The sequence below is a fragment of the Enterobacter cloacae complex sp. IR53041 genome (assembly GCF_049238285.1).
In the GTDB taxonomy this organism is placed as follows: domain Bacteria; phylum Pseudomonadota; class Gammaproteobacteria; order Enterobacterales; family Enterobacteriaceae; genus Enterobacter; species Enterobacter roggenkampii.
This window is the reverse complement of record NZ_JBMKHB010000005.1, coordinates 153,288-169,060: the sequence shown is the minus strand read 5'-3', so window position 1 is coordinate 169,060 and position 15,773 is coordinate 153,288. Positions and strand designations below refer to the sequence as shown.

Below are 15,773 nucleotides of genomic sequence, written 5' to 3'. Positions count from 1 at the left end.
GAGTGGGTATTATCACTTTGTGCTATTTAAACACTACGCACCGGCATAAAAATCCGGTGCGTAATTATCACTATACTAAATCAACTCGCAAACGGACGGAACAGGGCTTTGCCCTTTAGCAGCCGCGTGCCGAGCCAGCCTCCGCAGAGGGAAAGCAGCCCCGCGCCGCACAGAGGCAGAGTCAACCAAAGACGCCAGTCAGGCTCCCACGGGAAGTCGAAGACCTTTGTCTGCAGCACCGCCAGCGCCGTCTCTGCGCCAATGGCGGCCACCAGACCGGCCACCAGCCCCAGCAGCGCAAACTCGCTCCAGAGCGTCATTCGCAGCAGCCGCTTACCGGCCCCCAGCGTGCGGTAAACCACCAGTTCCTGATGGCGCTGGCGCATGCCCACCTGAACCTGGGCCAACAGCAACAGCACGCCGCAGATCGTCACCAGCACCACCATGACCTCCAGCGCGCGGCTCACCTGCTCCAGCACCTGCCCCACCTGTTTGAGGATCGCGCCGATATCCAGCAGGCTGACCGTCGGAAACTCCCGGTTGAGCTGGGTCAGCATGCCGTTGCCGTTTTCCCAGCGGAAGCTGGTCAGCCAGCTCTGCGGCTGACCGTCCAGCGCCCCCGGCGGGAAGATAAAGAAGAAGTTGGGCCGCAGGCTTTCCCAGTCCACTTTACGCAGGCTGGTGACTTTCGCGGTGAAATCCTGGGTATCGCCGGTGAAGGTCACGCTGTCTCCCAGCTTCACGTTCAGGCGCGTCGCCAGCCCCTCCTCCATCGACACCTCCCCCGCTTTTGGCGGCCAGGTGCCGGCGGTTATCGGGTTGTGATCAGGGCGTTTATCCTGCCATGTCAGATTCAGCTCGCGGTTAAGCGACTCGTCCTTATTCCCCTCCGTTGGCTGGCCGTTGATCTGCGTCAGACGCGCGCGAACGATGGGATAGAACGACTCGGGGATGATGTGATGCTCCGACAGGAAGCCCTTCAGCGGCGTAACCTGCTCAGGGGCGATATTGATCAGGAAATAGTTCGGGCTTTCCGGCGGAAGCTGCTGCTGCCAGCGGTCGAGCAGATCGCCGCGCAGCACCAGCAGCAGTGCCAGCAGCATAAACGACAGCGAGAACGCCGACAGCTGGCTGAGCGTAGACCAGGGCTGGTGCAGCAGACGGTTGACCGCCAGGCGCACGGGCAGGGATTTTACCGTCACCCTTTTCAGGAGGTTGAGCAGTATCCAGCCCAGCACGCCGCACAGCAGCGCCAGCACAACCGCCCCGGCCAGCACCGCCCACAGCAGCGTGCTGCCGCCCATCAGCCACGCCAGCAGCCCCACCGCCACCGCAATAATCACCGGAAGGTAGAACTTCAGCGGCCAGACGTTCGCCACCACATCGTTGCGAAGCACGCGCAGCGGCTGCGTGGCGAGCAGCAGGCGGTAGGGCCGGAGCCCCACCAGCACCGAGATCACCGTCATCGCGCCCATCGCCCACAGCCACGGCCAGAGGCTGGCCGGCGGCAAGGCGGCCGGGAGCACCGGTTTCAGCATCACCATCAGCAGTTTTTCAAACAGCAGCCCGATTATTCCGCCGGTCAGCGCCGACAGGACCAGCAGCATCAGCCACTGGCCGACAATGAGCTTGCGCAGCTGCGCCCGGCCCGCCCCCAGGGTTTTGAGGATCGCCACCAGGTCGTAGCGGCTGCGGCAGTAGTGCCCCATCGCCACGGCCACCGCCGCCACCGCCAGCAGCAGGGTCAACAGGGCCGACAGCAGCAGGAACTGCTGAGAGCGCTCCAGAGATTTACCGAGCGCCCCCTCGTCCTGCTCCAGCCCGTACCAGCGGTGTTCCGGTTTGAGCTGCGGCAGAAGCCATTTTTCATACGCAGCAAGCTGGGCGGGCGTGCCGCCAAACTTATAGCGCCAGGTGACGCGGCTGCCCGGCTGTACCGCATGGGTGGCCGCGACATCCGCGGTGTTCATCAGCAGACGCGGCGCAAGCTGGAACGGGTTAAAACCGCCGTCGGGCTCCTGCACCACTTCCCCGGCGATTTTCAGCATGGCGTCGCCGACGTCGATACTGTCGCCGGGTTTGAGGTTCAGCAGCGCCATCAGACGCGATGCCAGCAGCACCGTACCGGGCGTCGGCTTTAACCCCGGCGGACTGGTCTGTAAGTCACCGTACATCGGGTAGATATCATCGACGGCCTTGACGCTCGCCAGCTGCGGCATGTCGCCCGCGAAGGTCATGGTCTGGAAGGTGAGCTGCTCTCCCACCTTCAGCCCTTCTTTGCGCGCTGCTTCAATCCAGCCCGGCGGCACGGGGCGGGAGCTTTCCAGCGCCCTGTCCCCCGCCATAAACTCCCGGCTCTGCTGGCTAAGCCCTTTTTCCATGCGGTCGCTGACGCTGCCGAGCGCCAGCACGCAGGCCACCGCCAGGCTGAGCGCCAGCCAGACAATCAGCAGCGAGGGCGAGCGCCACTCGCGCCAGAACCAGCGGGTAATCATGCTTCCTCCTGCAGAACACCGTTCACCAGCCGCAGGCGACGGTCGCAGCGCGCCGCGAGCTGCGGATCGTGGGTGACGAGGATCAACGTGGTGCCGTGCTCGCGGTTGAGCGAAAACAGCAGGTCGGCAATCCTGTCGCCGGTTTTACGGTCAAGGTTGCCGGTAGGCTCATCGGCAAACAGCACCTCAGGGCGGCCGTTAAACGCGCGGGCCAGCGCCACGCGCTGCTGCTCACCGCCGGAAAGCTGGGCGGGAAGATGGTCGAGACGTTTCCCCAGACCGAGCTGTTCCAGCAGCGCCTTCGCATGCGCGCGGCTTTCACGGCTGTTTTCACCGCGCAACAGCGCCGGGAGCTCGACGTTTTCCAGGGCGTTCAGGGTTGGGATCAGCATAAAGGACTGAAAGACAAAACCAACGTGACGCGCGCGCAGCGCGGCCCGCGCCTCTTCATCAAGCTGATGCAGCGGCTGCCCGACAAGGTGGACCTCGCCGCTGCTGCCGTCGTCCAGACCGGCTAAAATCGCCAGCAGCGTGGACTTACCGGAACCGGATTCGCCAATCAGCGCGATGGTTTCAGCGCGTTTGACAACGAGTTCAACTCCAGTAAGGATGGAAAGCTCGTGTTCCCCCTGACCGACGGACTTCTTAAGATGATGAACTTCAACACTGTTTTCCGCTGGCATTTGCCCTTCCTGTTTTTGATTCTGATGACCTTCCGCGCGGCGGCAGCGGACACGTTACTGGTTCTCGGTGACAGCCTGAGCGCCGGCTATCGCATGGCGGCTGGCGCAGCCTGGCCCGCTCTGCTCAATGACAAATGGCAGAGCAAAACGCCTGTAATCAACGCCAGCATCAGCGGCGATACCTCACAGCAAGGTTTATCGCGCCTGCCTGCGCTGCTCAAACAGCATCAGCCGCGCTGGGTGCTGGTTGAGCTCGGCGGTAATGATGGCCTGCGCGGTTTCCAGCCACAGCAAACGGAGGATACGCTGCGCACCATTTTGCAGGAGATCAAGGCGGCAAACGCCCAGCCGCTGCTGATGCAAATTCGCCTGCCCGCCAACTACGGTCGTCGGTATAATGAGGCCTTTAGCGCGATCTACCCCAAGCTTGCCAAAGAGTTTGATATTCCGCTGCTGCCATTTTTCATGGAAGAGGTCTATCTCAAACCCCAGTGGATGCAAGACGACGGGATCCACCCCAATCGCGATGCGCAGCCGTTTATTGCCGACTGGATGGCAACGCGGCTGGCTCCTTTAGTTAAACATGACTCCTGATTAAGCGGAGATCCTGACAGGTAAAGTTATGCAAAAATCGGTCTTAATTACAGGATGTTCCAGTGGAATCGGTCTGGAAAGCGCGCTCGAATTGAAGCGCCAGGGGTTTCGGGTTCTGGCGGCCTGTCGCAAACCTGACGATGTCGAACGCATGAACGGGCTGGGCTTTACCGGCGTGCTGCTGGATATGGACTCGCCGGAGAGCGTTGACCGCGCCGCCGATGAGGTGATCGCCCTGACCGGTAATCGTCTTTACGGCCTGTTTAATAATGCCGGTTACGGCGTGTATGGCCCGCTGGATACCCTCTCCCGCGAAACGCTGGAGAAGCAGTTTTCGACCAACTTTTTCGGCGTACATCAGCTCACCATGCGTCTGCTCCCCGCTATGCTGCCGCACGGTGAAGGGCGCATCGTGATGACGTCGTCGGTGATGGGGCTGATTTCCACCCCGGGCCGCGGCGCCTACGCCGCCAGTAAATATGCGCTGGAGGCCTGGTCCGACGCCCTGCGCATGGAGCTACGCCACAGCGGCATAAAGGTCAGCCTGATTGAACCCGGCCCGATCCGCACCCGCTTTACCGAAAACGTTAACCAGACGCAGGCGGATAAACCGGTCGAGAACCCCGGCATCGCCGCACGTTTTACCCTCGGGCCCGAGGCGGTGGTGGCCAAAGTGCGCCATGCTTTTGAGAGTGAACATCCCAAAATGCGCTATCCGGTAACGCTGGTCACCCACGCCGTCGGCTGGTTAAAACGCCTGCTGCCGGGCCGGATAATGGACAAAATTTTACACGGTTGAGTTGAAGCGACGACGCGCATCCCCATGTAAAGAACAAACCGACAAAAGAGAAAGCCGCATGTCCGTACAGAATATCGTCAATATCACAGAAGCTAACCTGCAACAGACCCTTGAACAGTCGATGACCAAACCGGTCCTGTTCTACTTCTGGTCTGAACGTAGCCAACACTGTCTACAGCTGACGCCGGTGCTGGAAAGCCTTGCCGCCCAGTACAACGGTCAGTTCATTCTCGCGAAGCTGGACTGTGACGCCGAGCCGATGGTCGCGTCTCAGTTTGGTCTGCGCGCCATTCCTACCGTCTATCTGTTCCAGAACGGTCAGCCTGTTGATGGCTTCCAGGGGCCACAGCCGGAAGAAGCCATCCGCGCCCTGCTGGATAAGGTGCTGCCGCGCGAAGAAGAGCTGAAAGCGCAGGAAGGCATGGCGCTGATGCAGGAAGGCAAATACGACGAGGCGCTGCCGCTGCTGAAAGAGGCGTGGCAGCTGTCAAAACAGAACAGCCAGATTGGCCTGCTGCTGGCGGAGACGCAGATCGCCCTGCATCGCTCAGAGGACGCGGAGGCCGTACTTAAGACGGTTCCGCTGCAGGATCAGGACACCCGCTATCAGGGGCTGGTTGCACAGATTGAGCTGCTGAAGCAGGCGGCGGATACCCCGGAAATTCAACAGCTGCAGCAGCAGGTTGCCGACAATCCGGCGGATGCCGCGCTGGCAAGCCAGCTTGCGCTGCAGCTGCATCAGGTGGGGCGTAACGAAGAGGCGCTTGAGCTGCTCTTCAGCCATCTGCAAAAAGATTTAGCCGCCGCAGACGGTCAGGCGCGCAAGATGTTCCAGGAGATCCTGGCCGCGCTGGGCACCGGCGACGCGCTGGCGTCGAAGTATCGTCGTCAGCTTTACGCGCTGTTGTATTGATAAAAAAGCCCGGTGGCGGCTTCGCCTTACCGGGCCTACAAAGACGATGTTACCCCGTCTTTTTCAACTGCGTCACCACCAGCTGGTGGCGCGCGTTGTAGAACTTCCGATAGGCCAGGTAGCAGGCAATGATGGTCGACAGGCTTGCCGTGGAAAGCAGCATAAACGTCACCATGATCTGATACTTAATCGCTTTTACCGGATCGATACCGGCAAAAATCAGCCCCGACATCATGCCCGGCAGGCTCACCAGCCCCACCGTTTTGGCGGAATCTACCGTAGGGATCAGCGATGAGCGAATGCTCTCGCGAATCAGCCGCGCCGAGGCCACTTTTGGCGTTGCCCCCAGGCTTAGTTTCTCCTGCAGCTGCTGCTGTTCGCTGCTGAAACGCTGGCCGAGGTTGTTATAACAGAGCCCAACGGCCACCATCGCGTTCCCCGCGATCATCCCCGAGATAGGGATGACCTGCATCGGCGTAAACTCAATCGAGCCGGAGAGCACCAGCACCGCCAGCGTGAGCGCCGTTCCGGTGGTAATCGCGATAAACGATGAGACAAACGCCTTATCAATGTATTTACTGCGCTTTTGTGCATTCCACGCCGCGTTAAAGCAGATAAAGAGCACCATCAGCAGCGTCAGCACCGCGTGGTTAACGTTGAAGATATACTTCAGCACATAGCCGACGATGATGAGCTGAATCACCGCGCGGCAGATACTCCACACGATATCTTTTTCCAGCCCCAGCTTTTCCCGGTAGCTGACCACAATCGCAATCAGCACCAGCACCATCGAAAAGGCCAGCGATTCGTTCGTAATGTTATGCTCACCCACGGTTTGCCTCCTGCATTTTCCCGCCGTGCGGCTGGAGCGTAATTACGTCATCCGCATGGGTTATTTCGCTAGCGTCGTGCGTCACCCACAGCACGGCAATGTTCTGCTCCCGGGCGTAACGATGAATAATCTCGTTAACGTTGCGCTTGTTGACGTCATCGAGCGCGCTGGTGATTTCGTCCAGCAACAACACCTTCGGTAAAAACTGCAGGTTGCGGATCAGCGAGACCCGCTGCTTTTCGCCGCCCGACAGCGCGTTGATGGATTTGCTCAGCGTCTCCTGCGCCAGCCCAAAGCGGGCCAGATCGTGGATAAACTTTTCCGGCTCCGGCGTTTTATTGCGGATTTGCCACGGAAAAATCAGGTTGTCATAGACCGTATCGCCAAAAAGCACGGGCGTTTGCACGCAGTACGAGACCTGCTGGCGATAGCTTTCCGGGGAAAGCGAGGCGATATCTTCGCCTTCAAACAGAATGGCTCCCTCCGTCGGGCTGAGGAGTGACGCCACAATCTTCAGCAGCGTGCTTTTCCCACAGCCTGAGGGACCCGTGATTAATTTAAACTCGCCCGGCGACAGGCGAAACCCGACGTGCTGCAGGATTGTGTTTTCCCCGACTCGAAATCCGACATCCCTGAGAAGTAATTCGTTTTTTTTATCGTTCATTGCGCTTCCGTTGACCGCTTTTTGTCATAACCGTCTGTAGCATAATCCTTTCGCCCGCGCAGCGCGAATAGCCTCACGCTGAAGCAAGTGTTAAGCTTTTTGTTTGTAAATTGTCACCACCATCACTACAGGAAGTATGCAGCATGGCACATATTTTTTATGAGTTTCCCTCCCTGAAGCCTGGTGTTCCTGATGTCGAAACATTAATGGACGTCATCAAATCGTCGGAACGCACGCGTTTTGTGATGGGTGAAGAGGTGGTCGATTTTGTTAAGAAGGCGCTCATCGTGAACACCACGATCGGCAGCTTCAAAAATTGCTATTTTGCCTTCGACAACGGGACACACTTCCTTGAATTTGACGGTAAAGGCAAATCAAAACGCTTCAATGAGGTGCCGGACTGGTTCGTCTCTCCGGCGGAATTTTCGCGCACCCAGTGGCTTATCAACCACAATCTTGCGGATGTGAAAGCCACCCGGTTCATTGACGTCCTGATGTCCTACCCGCTGAAAGCGCGCCGCGCGCACTGCAATTTGCTGTTCGGACTGGAGCTGGAAAAGGTGAACGCGGTTCCGGCCACGGCGTCAGCGGCAGGTAAAATCGGCAATAAAAACGGTAAAACCACCAAGCCCCGCGTCACCGATCTGGGCTCGTTCGAGCTGTTCAGCCAGTTCTTTGCGCGCATGAAAGCCGCCGTGCAGGCCGATGAGTTCCCTACTCTGCAGATCCTGACGGGCATGGATAACCTGGCAAAAGCGCCGCATAATTTAAAGCAGGGCATCAGAACCTGGTTTAAAGCCATCGCGGGCGACCTTCCACCGAATAACAAACGCGTTGAGGCGGGGAATGCCGTTCTGTTCTGCGCCCCCCTTCGCGAACAGATCCAGCGTATCGAAGCGCTGGGGCTGGAGCATTACTACCAGGGATTATCCAAAGCCATTGCCGAAGCGGGTGATGGCTTCATCTCTGACTTTACCTATACTTACGAGCAATAAATACACACTTTCACTCATCACGGCATGCAAAACAGGAGGTTTTTATGCTTATCGTTGTTCCCGTCCTTATTTTCGTTGCGCTGGTTATCGTGGGCGCTGGCGTCAAAATTGTCCCTCAGGGTTATCAGTGGACCGTCGAGCGTTTCGGCCGATACACCAATACGCTCCAGCCAGGCTTAAGCCTGATTGTCCCGTTCATGGACAGAATTGGACGCAAGATCAACATGATGGAGCAGGTTCTGGACATTCCGTCCCAGGAAGTGATCTCCAAGGATAACGCCAACGTCACCATCGACGCCGTGTGCTTTATTCAGGTGATTGATGCGCCAAAAGCGGCCTATGAGGTCAGCAACCTGGAGCTGGCGATCGTCAACCTGACGATGACCAACATCCGTACCGTACTCGGCTCGATGGAGCTGGACGAGATGCTTTCCCAGCGCGACAGCATTAACACCCGCCTGCTGCACATTGTCGATGAGGCCACCAACCCGTGGGGGATCAAAGTCACCCGCATCGAGATCCGCGACGTGCGCCCGCCGGCGGAGCTGATTGCCTCCATGAACGCCCAGATGAAAGCCGAGCGAACCAAGCGCGCCTACATTCTGGAAGCCGAAGGGGTACGCCAGGCGGAGATCCTCAAAGCGGAAGGGGAAAAACAGTCGCAGATCCTGAAAGCGGAAGGCGACCGTCAGTCCGCGTTCTTACAGGCGGAAGCGCGTGAACGTTCCGCCGAAGCAGAAGCCCGCGCGACCCAGATGGTGTCCGAGGCAATTGCCGCCGGTGATATTCAGGCCGTGAACTACTTCGTTGCGCAAAAATATACCGACGCGCTGAAAGAGATCGGCTCGGCGAACAACAGCAAAGTGGTGATGATGCCGCTGGATGCCAGCAGCCTGATGGGCTCTATCGCGGGGATCGCCGAACTGATCAAGGACAGCGGAAACGAGCGTAAAAAATGATTGAGCTCATCGTTGCACATCCTCATGCCTTCTGGCTAAGTCTCGGTGGCTTATTGCTGGCAGCGGAGATGTTGGGCGGCAACGGCTACCTGCTCTGGAGCGGTGTGGCCGCCGTCATTACCGGTCTTCTGGTCTGGATCCTTCCCCTGGACTGGGCGTGGCAGGGGGCGCTGTTTGCCGCGCTGACGCTGGTGGCCGCCTGGCTGTGGTGGCGCTGGCTTAACCGGCAGGTTAACGAGCAGAAACCGGTGGACGCCCACCTTAACCAGCGCGGACAGCAGATTGTCGGCAAGCGTTTTACCCTCGACACCGCGCTGGTGAACGGACGCGGGCACATGCGCGTAGGCGACAGCTCGTGGCCGGTGGTGGCCGACGATGACCTCAGCGCCGGCACGCGGGTTGAAGTCATTGCGGTGGAAGGCATTACCCTGCGGGTAAAAGCCTGTTAAGCGTGGGTTTTGCGGTGGCAGCAGCCGGCAAGGTTATCAATAATCGGGCAATCGGCGCTGTCATCCCCCGGACAGGAGTCCGCGAGCTGCAGCAGCTGTTCGCGCATCGCCTGCAGTTCGACGATGTGGCGTTCAATTTCGGCCACCTTTTCCAGGGTGCGTTTTTTCACGTCCGCGCTGTGACGCTTAGGATCGTTGAACAGGTTAACCAGCTCGCCGCACTCTTCCAGATTGAACCCGACCTGTCTTGCCTGGCGCAGCAGCGTCAGTTCATCCAGATGCAGCTGCGTGTAGCTGCGGTAGCCGTTTTCACTGCGCAGCGGCGGCGTTACCAGCCCCTTCTCTTCATAAAAGCGGATCGCCTTGCTGGTTAAGCCGGTTTTTTTTGCCACGTCACTGATATTCACATTTCCCCCTTGACCTTCCCCTTGATGGAAGGTTTAACCTTCATAACAGTTAGCGAAAAGCGTTACTCCGGTCAACAACTGACCAATATATTATACGGGAGTTTTGTTATGTCTCACACTATCGACCTGACGCTGGACGGCCTCTCCTGCGGCCACTGTGTCAAACGCGTTAAAGAAAGCCTGGAACAGCGTCCTGACGTTGAAAGCGCTGAAGTGACTATCGACCATGCCGCCGTGACCGGCAGCGCCAGCGCGGACGCGCTGATTGATACCATTAAACAGGCCGGTTACGGGGCGGAGTTAAGCCACCCAAAGGCTAAACCGCTGGCAGAGTCATCATCCCCGTCGGAAGCACTGACAGCGGCCACTCCTGAGCTTCCGGCAGCGGATGATATTGATGACAGCCAACAGCTGCTGATCAACGGCATGAGCTGCGCCAGCTGCGTCTCCCGGGTACAAAACGCCCTGCAGGCGGTCCCGGGCGTCGCGCAGGCACGGGTGAATCTTGCGGAGCGTACTGCGCTGGTAATGGGCAGCGCCTCCGCCGCAGAGTTAGTGCAGGCCGTTGAGAAAGCGGGCTACGGCGCGGAGGCCATCGAAGATGATGCCGAACGCCGCGAGCGCCAGCAGGAAACGGCTATCGCCACCATGAAGCGCTTCCGCTGGCAGGCCATCGTTGCCCTGCTGGTGGGTATTCCGGTGATGGTGTGGGGCATGATGGGTGACAACATGATGGTCACCGACGACAACCGCACGCTGTGGCTGCTGATTGGTCTGATTACCCTTGCGGTGATGGTGTTTGCAGGCGGGCATTTCTATACCAGCGCCTGGAAGAGCCTGAAAAACCGCACCGCGACGATGGATACCCTGGTCGCCCTCGGGACCGGCGCGGCGTGGCTCTATTCCATGAGCGTGAACGTCTGGCCCCAGTGGTTCCCGATGGAAGCGCGGCATCTCTATTATGAAGCGAGCGCAATGATTATCGGTCTGATCAACTTAGGCCATATGCTGGAAGCCCGCGCCCGTCAGCGTTCCTCGAAAGCGCTGGAACGCTTGCTCGATTTAACCCCGCCGACGGCCCGCGTGGTCACGAACGAGGGGGAAAAGAGCGTCCCGCTGGCCGAGGTTCAGCCCGGCATGACGCTGCGTCTGACCACGGGAGACCGCGTTCCCGTTGACGGCAAGATAACCCAGGGCGAAGCCTGGCTGGATGAAGCGATGCTGACCGGGGAGCCTATTCCCCAGCAGAAATCCGATGGCAACGCCGTGCATGCCGGTACGGTGGTGCAGGACGGCAGCGTGCTGTTCACCGCCAGTGCCGTCGGCAGCCACACCACGCTGTCGCGTATTATCCGCATGGTGCGCCAGGCGCAGAGCAGCAAGCCGGAGATTGGCCAGCTTGCTGACAAAATCTCGGCCATTTTTGTACCGGTGGTGGTCGGCATTGCCCTGCTGAGCGCGGCGATCTGGTACTTCTTCGGCCCGGCGCCGCAGATTGTTTACACCCTTGTGATCGCTACCACGGTGCTGATCATCGCCTGTCCTTGCGCCCTTGGCCTGGCGACGCCGATGTCGATTATCTCCGGCGTAGGGCGCGCGGCCGAATTTGGCGTGCTGGTGCGGGACGCGGACGCGCTGCAGCGGGCCAGCACCCTCGACACGCTGGTGTTTGATAAAACCGGCACGCTGACGGAAGGTAAACCGCAGGTGGTCGCCGTCACGACCGCAGGCATTGTCGAAGAGGAGGCGCTGCGTCTCGCCGCCGCGCTGGAGCAAGGCTCAAGCCATCCGCTGGCGCGCGCTATTCTCGATAAAGCCAATGCGTCTGCCCTGCCGCAGGTGAGCAACTTCCGCACCCTGCGCGGGCTCGGCGTGAGCGGTGAGGCAGAAGGCCATGCGCTGCTGCTGGGCAACCAGGCGTTGCTCAATGAAAACGGTATTGATACCGCTACGCTGGAAAACGAGCTGAAGGCGCAGGCGTCTCAGGGCGCTACCCCGGTTCTGCTGGCGGTGGACGGCAAAGCCGCCGCGCTGCTGGCCGTGCGCGATCCGCTTCGCCAGGACAGCGTGGACGCCTTACAGCGCCTGCACCGTGCGGGCTACCGTCTGGTGATGCTGACCGGGGATAACCCGACCACCGCCAACGCCATCGCGAAAGAAGCCGGTATTGATGAGGTGATTGCGGGCGTACTGCCGGACGGCAAAGCGGACGCCATTAAAAACCTGCAACGTCAGGGCCGTCAGGTGGCAATGGTCGGCGACGGCATCAACGATGCCCCGGCGCTGGCCCAGGCGGATGTGGGGATCGCGATGGGCGGCGGCAGCGACGTGGCCATCGAAACCGCGGCCATTACGCTGATGCGCCACAGCCTGATGGGCGTGGCCGATGCGCTGGCCATTTCGAAAGCCACGCTGCGCAATATGAAGCAGAACCTGCTGGGGGCGTTTATCTATAACTCACTCGGTATCCCGATTGCTGCCGGCATTTTGTGGCCGCTGACCGGTACGCTGCTGAACCCGGTGGTCGCGGGCGCGGCGATGGCGCTCTCCTCCATCACCGTGGTCAGCAACGCCAACCGGCTGTTGCGCTTTAAACCGAAGGATTGAACCTTGTACCCGTACGCGCTAGCATGAACCTTTCCGTTTATGGAGCGCGTATGGGTCTGTTTCATCGTATAAAAACATCGTTTCGCGCCCTTTTCCCTCGCCGTTACGCCTGGCCCGGTCTGGATATCTCGCTTCCCGGCGGGCAACACCTGCACCTGGTCGGCAGCATCCATATGGGCACGCAGGGTATGTCTCCTCTGCCGCCCGGTCTGATAAAGCGCCTGAAGCGCGCCGACGCGCTGGTCGTCGAGGCGGACATCTCGGGCCATGAGTCACCGTTTGCCGGGCTTGAAAGCGATCTCCCGCTGGCGGAACGTCTGAATGAGGCCCAGCTCGCGGAACTGACGCGCGTCGCCGAGGAAACCGGCGTATCGCTCTCCATGATTGACACCCTGCCGCTGTGGCAAATCGCAATGGTATTACAGGCCACGCAGGCCCAGCGTCTGGGGCTGCGGGGTGATTACGGCATTGATTACCAGCTGCTGAACGTGGCGCGGGCCCGCCGTATGCCGATCATCGAACTGGAAGGTACGGACAGCCAGATTGCGCTCCTGCGACAGCTTCCGGACGACGGTCTGATGCTGCTGGATGATACCCTCACCCACTGGCACACCAACGCACGCCTGCTGCAGACCATGATTGGCTGGTGGCTGGATGCACCGCCCGCGGACGGCAGGCTGGCGTTACCGTCGACGTTCAGTGAATCGCTGTATGATGTGCTGATGAATGCGCGTAACAAAGCCTGGCGAGAGACGCTGCATGCTCTGCCAGCGGGGGAATACGTGGTGGCGGTTGGGGCGTTACATTTATACGGCGAAGGGAATTTGCCGTCGTTGCTGAAATAAAAAAATGGCCAATATCTCTATTGGCCCGTCAAAGAGGAATTTCATCGTTTTTATTATACCGAAGTGACCTTCGGCTGAGCCGATTGTCGCTCAAAGTGACCATCACTGCCAACACTATTGCGCAAGATGGTGCTATTTTTTAGACAAACGTCAGGCGTATGCTGGCTGCATGAATTGTCTGTCGTAAGAAGGATAGCTATGACTCCCGCCGTTAAATTACTCGAAAAAAACAACATTTCTTTCCGGATCCACACCTACGATCACGATCCGAATGAAACCAACTTTGGTGATGAAGTGGTGCGTAAGCTGGGGCTGAACGCGGACCAGGTCTATAAAACGCTGCTGGTGGCGGTGAATGGCGATATGAAGCACCTCGCCGTGGCGGTGACTCCCGTGGCGGGACAGCTGGATCTGAAGAAGGTCGCCAAAGCGCTGGGGGCGAAGAAGGTGGATATGGCGGATCCGATGGTGGCGCAGCGCACCACGGGCTACCTGGTGGGCGGCATCAGCCCGCTCGGGCAGAAAAAACGCCTGCCGACGCTGATCGATGCCCCTTCACAGGAATTTGAGACCATCTATATTTCCGGCGGCAAGCGCGGGCTGGATATTGAGCTGGCCGCGGGCGACCTGGCGAAAATGCTGGACGCGAAGTTTGCGGATATTGCGCGCAGGGAGTAAAAAAAGCCGGGTGGCGGCTACGCCTTACCCGGCCTACATTTTGCACCCGTAGGCCCGGTAAGCGCAGCGCCACCGGGCAACACAGCTGCACTACTGCCAGCTCACCTCGCCTTTCGGCTCATACGCATTCACGTCAATCGGCGAATTCTGCTCGATATACTGCTTCAGCACTTCTGCATCGATAAAGCCGGTGTTCACGTAGCCCGGTTTATTATCAATATGCGGATAGCCGTCGCCGCCGGTGGCGTTAAAGCTTAACGTCGCCAGACGGTAGGTTTTCGCCGGGTCAACCGGTTCGCCTTTGATCTTCAGGTCGTTAAGCTTGCCGTCTTTCGCTACGAAGCTCACGTTGGCAAACTGCGGATAGGCCCCGGAATCCGGCTTCATCTGCGCCACGGCGGTCAGGTAGTCAATGACCTCTTTCCCGCTCATGTCGGCATAAACCACCACGTTACCGAACGGCTGCACCTTCAGAACGTCTTTATAGGTGATGTTTCCACCTTCGATGGAATCACGAATGCCGCCGCCGCTCATCACGCCAAAATCAGCCCCGGTGCGCGCCATTTGCGCCGCCAGCACCAGGTGCCCCATGTTGGTCTGCACGAAGCGAACTTTACTGCGATCCCCCTCCAGACGACCGTTCAGCGTACCGATTTTCACATCCAGCTGCGCCTTGCCTTTGTTCTGGAACGGCGTCAGCAGGGAGAGCATCTGCTGGTTTTCTGGAATCTCTGGGGTGTAAAGTACGCGCTCGCTTTTCCCGTCCGGGTAAGTGACTTTCTTCTTCAGGTTGACCGGAATGAGCTGATAGTGCACCAGCTTCATCTCGCCGTTACGGAACTCGAAGTCCGCCCGGCCTACGTATTTGCCCCACTCGTGCGCCTGCACAATCCAGATACCGTTCTGACGGTCTGGCGCACACGGCGTGCCCGGCACGTAGTCCACCTGCTTTTTATTCTCCGATGCCATGCAGACCGGATCCTGTGAGTGACCACCCACAATCATCGCCAGCGAGCCCGCCGGCAGGCTGCGCGCCATTTCCACGTCACCGGGCGCGTTAGAGCCGTGCTCACCGTTGTCGTAGTGCCCCATGTGCGTGGTGGCGATAATCACGTCCGGCTTTTCGTTTTGCTGCAGCTCCTGAATCACCAGCTTCGCTTCATCTGCCGGTTTGCGGAATTCGATATCGGTAAAGAACTCAGGATTGCCAATTTTCGCCGTGTCGTCGGTGGTTAAGCCGATGACCGCGATCTTCAGATCCTGACGCTTAAACAGCGCCCACGGCTTGAACAGGCGTTCGCCGGTGCTTTTCTGGTAAATGTTGGCGGAGAGGAACGGGAATTTGGCCCATTTTTCCTGCTGACGCAGGACGCTCAGCGGATTATCAAACTCATGATTACCGACGGCCATCGCGTCGTAGCCAATCAGGTTCATGCCGCGGAAATCGGGCTCGGCGTCCTGTAAATCGGATTCCGGCACGCCGGTATTGATATCGCCTCCCGACAGCAGCAGCACGCTGCCGCCCTGGGCTGCCACCTCTTTACGAATGCCGTCCACCAGCGTTTTTTGCGCCGACAGGCCATATTCGCCGTATTCACTGCGCCAGAAATGACCGTGGTGATCGTTGGTATGCAGAATGGTGATTTTATAGGTTTTGTCTTTTTCATACGCCTGCACGGGCAGGCTTACCAGCCCCCACGCCGCGATGAGCGCCAGCGCGACGCCCCGCTTCATTAACTTCATCTTCTCTCTCCCTGACCAATAGACAAAGGCAGAAATTACAGTGACTAATAAGAATAGACAAATAAGTTTTCAGAATTGCGACTTTCTTCAAATGTCCCGGGCGGGTATGT

15 protein-coding genes are annotated in these 15,773 nt (G+C 58.9%); 9 read left to right on the top strand and 6 right to left on the bottom strand.

Translation table 11 applies throughout. The features are described 5' to 3' along the window. Positions 1 to 80 precede the first annotated feature (80 nt). Entirely contained in the window at positions 81 to 2,495 is a 2,415-nt protein-coding gene (gene ybbP / locus ACOTXF_RS05925; RefSeq protein ID WP_232926686.1) for a putative ABC transporter permease subunit YbbP, read from the bottom strand. Then, the gene (ybbA, locus tag ACOTXF_RS05920; RefSeq protein WP_008499319.1) at positions 2,492 to 3,178 is read right to left on the bottom strand and encodes a putative ABC transporter ATP-binding protein YbbA; all 687 of its coding nucleotides are present in this window, start codon (positions 3,176 to 3,178) and stop codon (positions 2,492 to 2,494) included. Before ybbA ends, ybbP begins: the two co-directional genes overlap by 4 nt. On the opposite strand from ybbA, the gene tesA reads away from it, so the two are divergent. From tesA to ACOTXF_RS05905, 3 genes are read left to right on the top strand one after another with little or no spacing between them, the layout of a single operon-like run. Next, positions 3,146 to 3,772, top strand: coding sequence for a multifunctional acyl-CoA thioesterase I/protease I/lysophospholipase L1 (gene tesA, locus ACOTXF_RS05915; protein WP_122008371.1), 627 nt, complete (start codon positions 3,146 to 3,148; stop codon positions 3,770 to 3,772). The two genes, ybbA and tesA, sit on opposite strands and share 33 nt — an antisense overlap. A 28-nt stretch (positions 3,773 to 3,800) precedes the next feature. Then, positions 3,801 to 4,571: an SDR family oxidoreductase gene (locus tag ACOTXF_RS05910; RefSeq protein WP_008499317.1), complete on the top strand. Its 771-nt coding sequence runs from the start codon at positions 3,801 to 3,803 to the stop codon at positions 4,569 to 4,571. A 58-nt stretch (positions 4,572 to 4,629) separates the two neighbouring features. Beyond that, positions 4,630 to 5,484 carry a co-chaperone YbbN gene (locus tag ACOTXF_RS05905; protein ID WP_023293125.1) on the top strand — a complete coding sequence of 285 codons (855 nt, stop codon included), beginning with the start codon at positions 4,630 to 4,632 and terminating at the stop codon, positions 5,482 to 5,484. A gap of 49 nt (positions 5,485 to 5,533) precedes the next feature. Here the strand turns inward: ACOTXF_RS05905 and fetB are convergent, their stop codons facing one another. Next, positions 5,534 to 6,316, bottom strand: coding sequence for an iron efflux ABC transporter permease subunit FetB (gene fetB / locus ACOTXF_RS05900; RefSeq protein WP_047745401.1), 783 nt, complete (start codon positions 6,314 to 6,316; stop codon positions 5,534 to 5,536). After that, positions 6,309 to 6,980 (bottom strand): iron efflux ABC transporter ATP-binding subunit FetA, encoded by a 672-nt coding sequence (gene fetA / locus ACOTXF_RS05895; protein ID WP_032656594.1) that lies wholly within the window; start codon positions 6,978 to 6,980, stop codon positions 6,309 to 6,311. Before fetA ends, fetB begins: the two co-directional genes overlap by 8 nt. Before the next feature lie 143 nt (positions 6,981 to 7,123). On the opposite strand from fetA, the gene ACOTXF_RS05890 reads away from it, so the two are divergent. Genes ACOTXF_RS05890 through ACOTXF_RS05880 form a run of 3 tightly spaced genes read left to right on the top strand, consistent with a single transcriptional unit; the run spans position 7,124 to position 9,383 of the window. After that, positions 7,124 to 7,975 (top strand): hypothetical protein, encoded by an 852-nt coding sequence (locus tag ACOTXF_RS05890; RefSeq protein ID WP_023343512.1) that lies wholly within the window; start codon positions 7,124 to 7,126, stop codon positions 7,973 to 7,975. Positions 7,976 to 8,019: 44 nt separating this feature from the next. Then, a complete protein-coding gene (locus ACOTXF_RS05885; protein ID WP_008499312.1) occupies positions 8,020 to 8,934 on the top strand; it encodes an SPFH domain-containing protein in 915 nt (304 codons plus the stop codon). After that, entirely contained in the window at positions 8,931 to 9,383 is a 453-nt protein-coding gene (locus ACOTXF_RS05880; protein ID WP_045416669.1) for an NfeD family protein, read from the top strand. The genes ACOTXF_RS05885 and ACOTXF_RS05880 overlap by 4 nt, the downstream gene beginning before the upstream one ends. On the opposite strand, the gene cueR is transcribed toward ACOTXF_RS05880, so the two are convergent. Then, positions 9,380 to 9,790 (bottom strand): Cu(I)-responsive transcriptional regulator, encoded by a 411-nt coding sequence (cueR, locus tag ACOTXF_RS05875; RefSeq protein WP_021241620.1) that lies wholly within the window; start codon positions 9,788 to 9,790, stop codon positions 9,380 to 9,382. The two genes, ACOTXF_RS05880 and cueR, sit on opposite strands and share 4 nt — an antisense overlap. Positions 9,791 to 9,898: 108 nt before the next feature. On the opposite strand from cueR, the gene copA reads away from it, so the two are divergent. The 3 genes from copA (at position 9,899) to ybaK (ending at position 13,920) form a co-directional block, all read left to right on the top strand. After that, positions 9,899 to 12,397, top strand: coding sequence for a copper-exporting P-type ATPase CopA (copA, locus tag ACOTXF_RS05870; protein ID WP_232926687.1), 2,499 nt, complete (start codon positions 9,899 to 9,901; stop codon positions 12,395 to 12,397). Positions 12,398 to 12,447: 50 nt separating this feature from the next. Then, positions 12,448 to 13,242: a TraB/GumN family protein gene (locus tag ACOTXF_RS05865; protein ID WP_008499308.1), complete on the top strand. Its 795-nt coding sequence runs from the start codon at positions 12,448 to 12,450 to the stop codon at positions 13,240 to 13,242. 198 nt (positions 13,243 to 13,440) lie between these two features. Continuing rightward, positions 13,441 to 13,920 carry a Cys-tRNA(Pro)/Cys-tRNA(Cys) deacylase YbaK gene (ybaK, locus tag ACOTXF_RS05860; protein WP_008499307.1) on the top strand — a complete coding sequence of 160 codons (480 nt, stop codon included), beginning with the start codon at positions 13,441 to 13,443 and terminating at the stop codon, positions 13,918 to 13,920. Between the two features lie 90 nt (positions 13,921 to 14,010). Here the strand turns inward: ybaK and ushA are convergent, their stop codons facing one another. Continuing rightward, positions 14,011 to 15,663 carry a bifunctional UDP-sugar hydrolase/5'-nucleotidase UshA gene (gene ushA, locus ACOTXF_RS05855; RefSeq protein ID WP_023326816.1) on the bottom strand — a complete coding sequence of 551 codons (1,653 nt, stop codon included), beginning with the start codon at positions 15,661 to 15,663 and terminating at the stop codon, positions 14,011 to 14,013. Between the last annotated feature and the right edge of the window lie 110 nt (positions 15,664 to 15,773).

Coding starts and splice junctions, on each gene's coding strand:
- ACOTXF_RS05865 (WP_008499308.1), top strand. CDS start 12,448: ATGGGTCTGTTTCATCGTATAAAAACATCGTTTCGCGCCCTTTTCCCT.
- ybbP (WP_232926686.1), bottom strand. CDS start 2,495: ATGATTACCCGCTGGTTCTGGCGCGAGTGGCGCTCGCCCTCGCTGCTG.
- ybbA (WP_008499319.1), bottom strand. CDS start 3,178: ATGCCAGCGGAAAACAGTGTTGAAGTTCATCATCTTAAGAAGTCCGTC.
- ACOTXF_RS05890 (WP_023343512.1), top strand. CDS start 7,124: ATGGCACATATTTTTTATGAGTTTCCCTCCCTGAAGCCTGGTGTTCCT.
- ACOTXF_RS05880 (WP_045416669.1), top strand. CDS start 8,931: ATGATTGAGCTCATCGTTGCACATCCTCATGCCTTCTGGCTAAGTCTC.
- ybaK (WP_008499307.1), top strand. CDS start 13,441: ATGACTCCCGCCGTTAAATTACTCGAAAAAAACAACATTTCTTTCCGG.
- copA (WP_232926687.1), top strand. CDS start 9,899: ATGTCTCACACTATCGACCTGACGCTGGACGGCCTCTCCTGCGGCCAC.
- ACOTXF_RS05885 (WP_008499312.1), top strand. CDS start 8,020: ATGCTTATCGTTGTTCCCGTCCTTATTTTCGTTGCGCTGGTTATCGTG.
- tesA (WP_122008371.1), top strand. CDS start 3,146: ATGATGAACTTCAACACTGTTTTCCGCTGGCATTTGCCCTTCCTGTTT.
- fetA (WP_032656594.1), bottom strand. CDS start 6,980: ATGAACGATAAAAAAAACGAATTACTTCTCAGGGATGTCGGATTTCGA.
- ACOTXF_RS05910 (WP_008499317.1), top strand. CDS start 3,801: ATGCAAAAATCGGTCTTAATTACAGGATGTTCCAGTGGAATCGGTCTG.
- ushA (WP_023326816.1), bottom strand. CDS start 15,663: ATGAAGTTAATGAAGCGGGGCGTCGCGCTGGCGCTCATCGCGGCGTGG.
- ACOTXF_RS05905 (WP_023293125.1), top strand. CDS start 4,630: ATGTCCGTACAGAATATCGTCAATATCACAGAAGCTAACCTGCAACAG.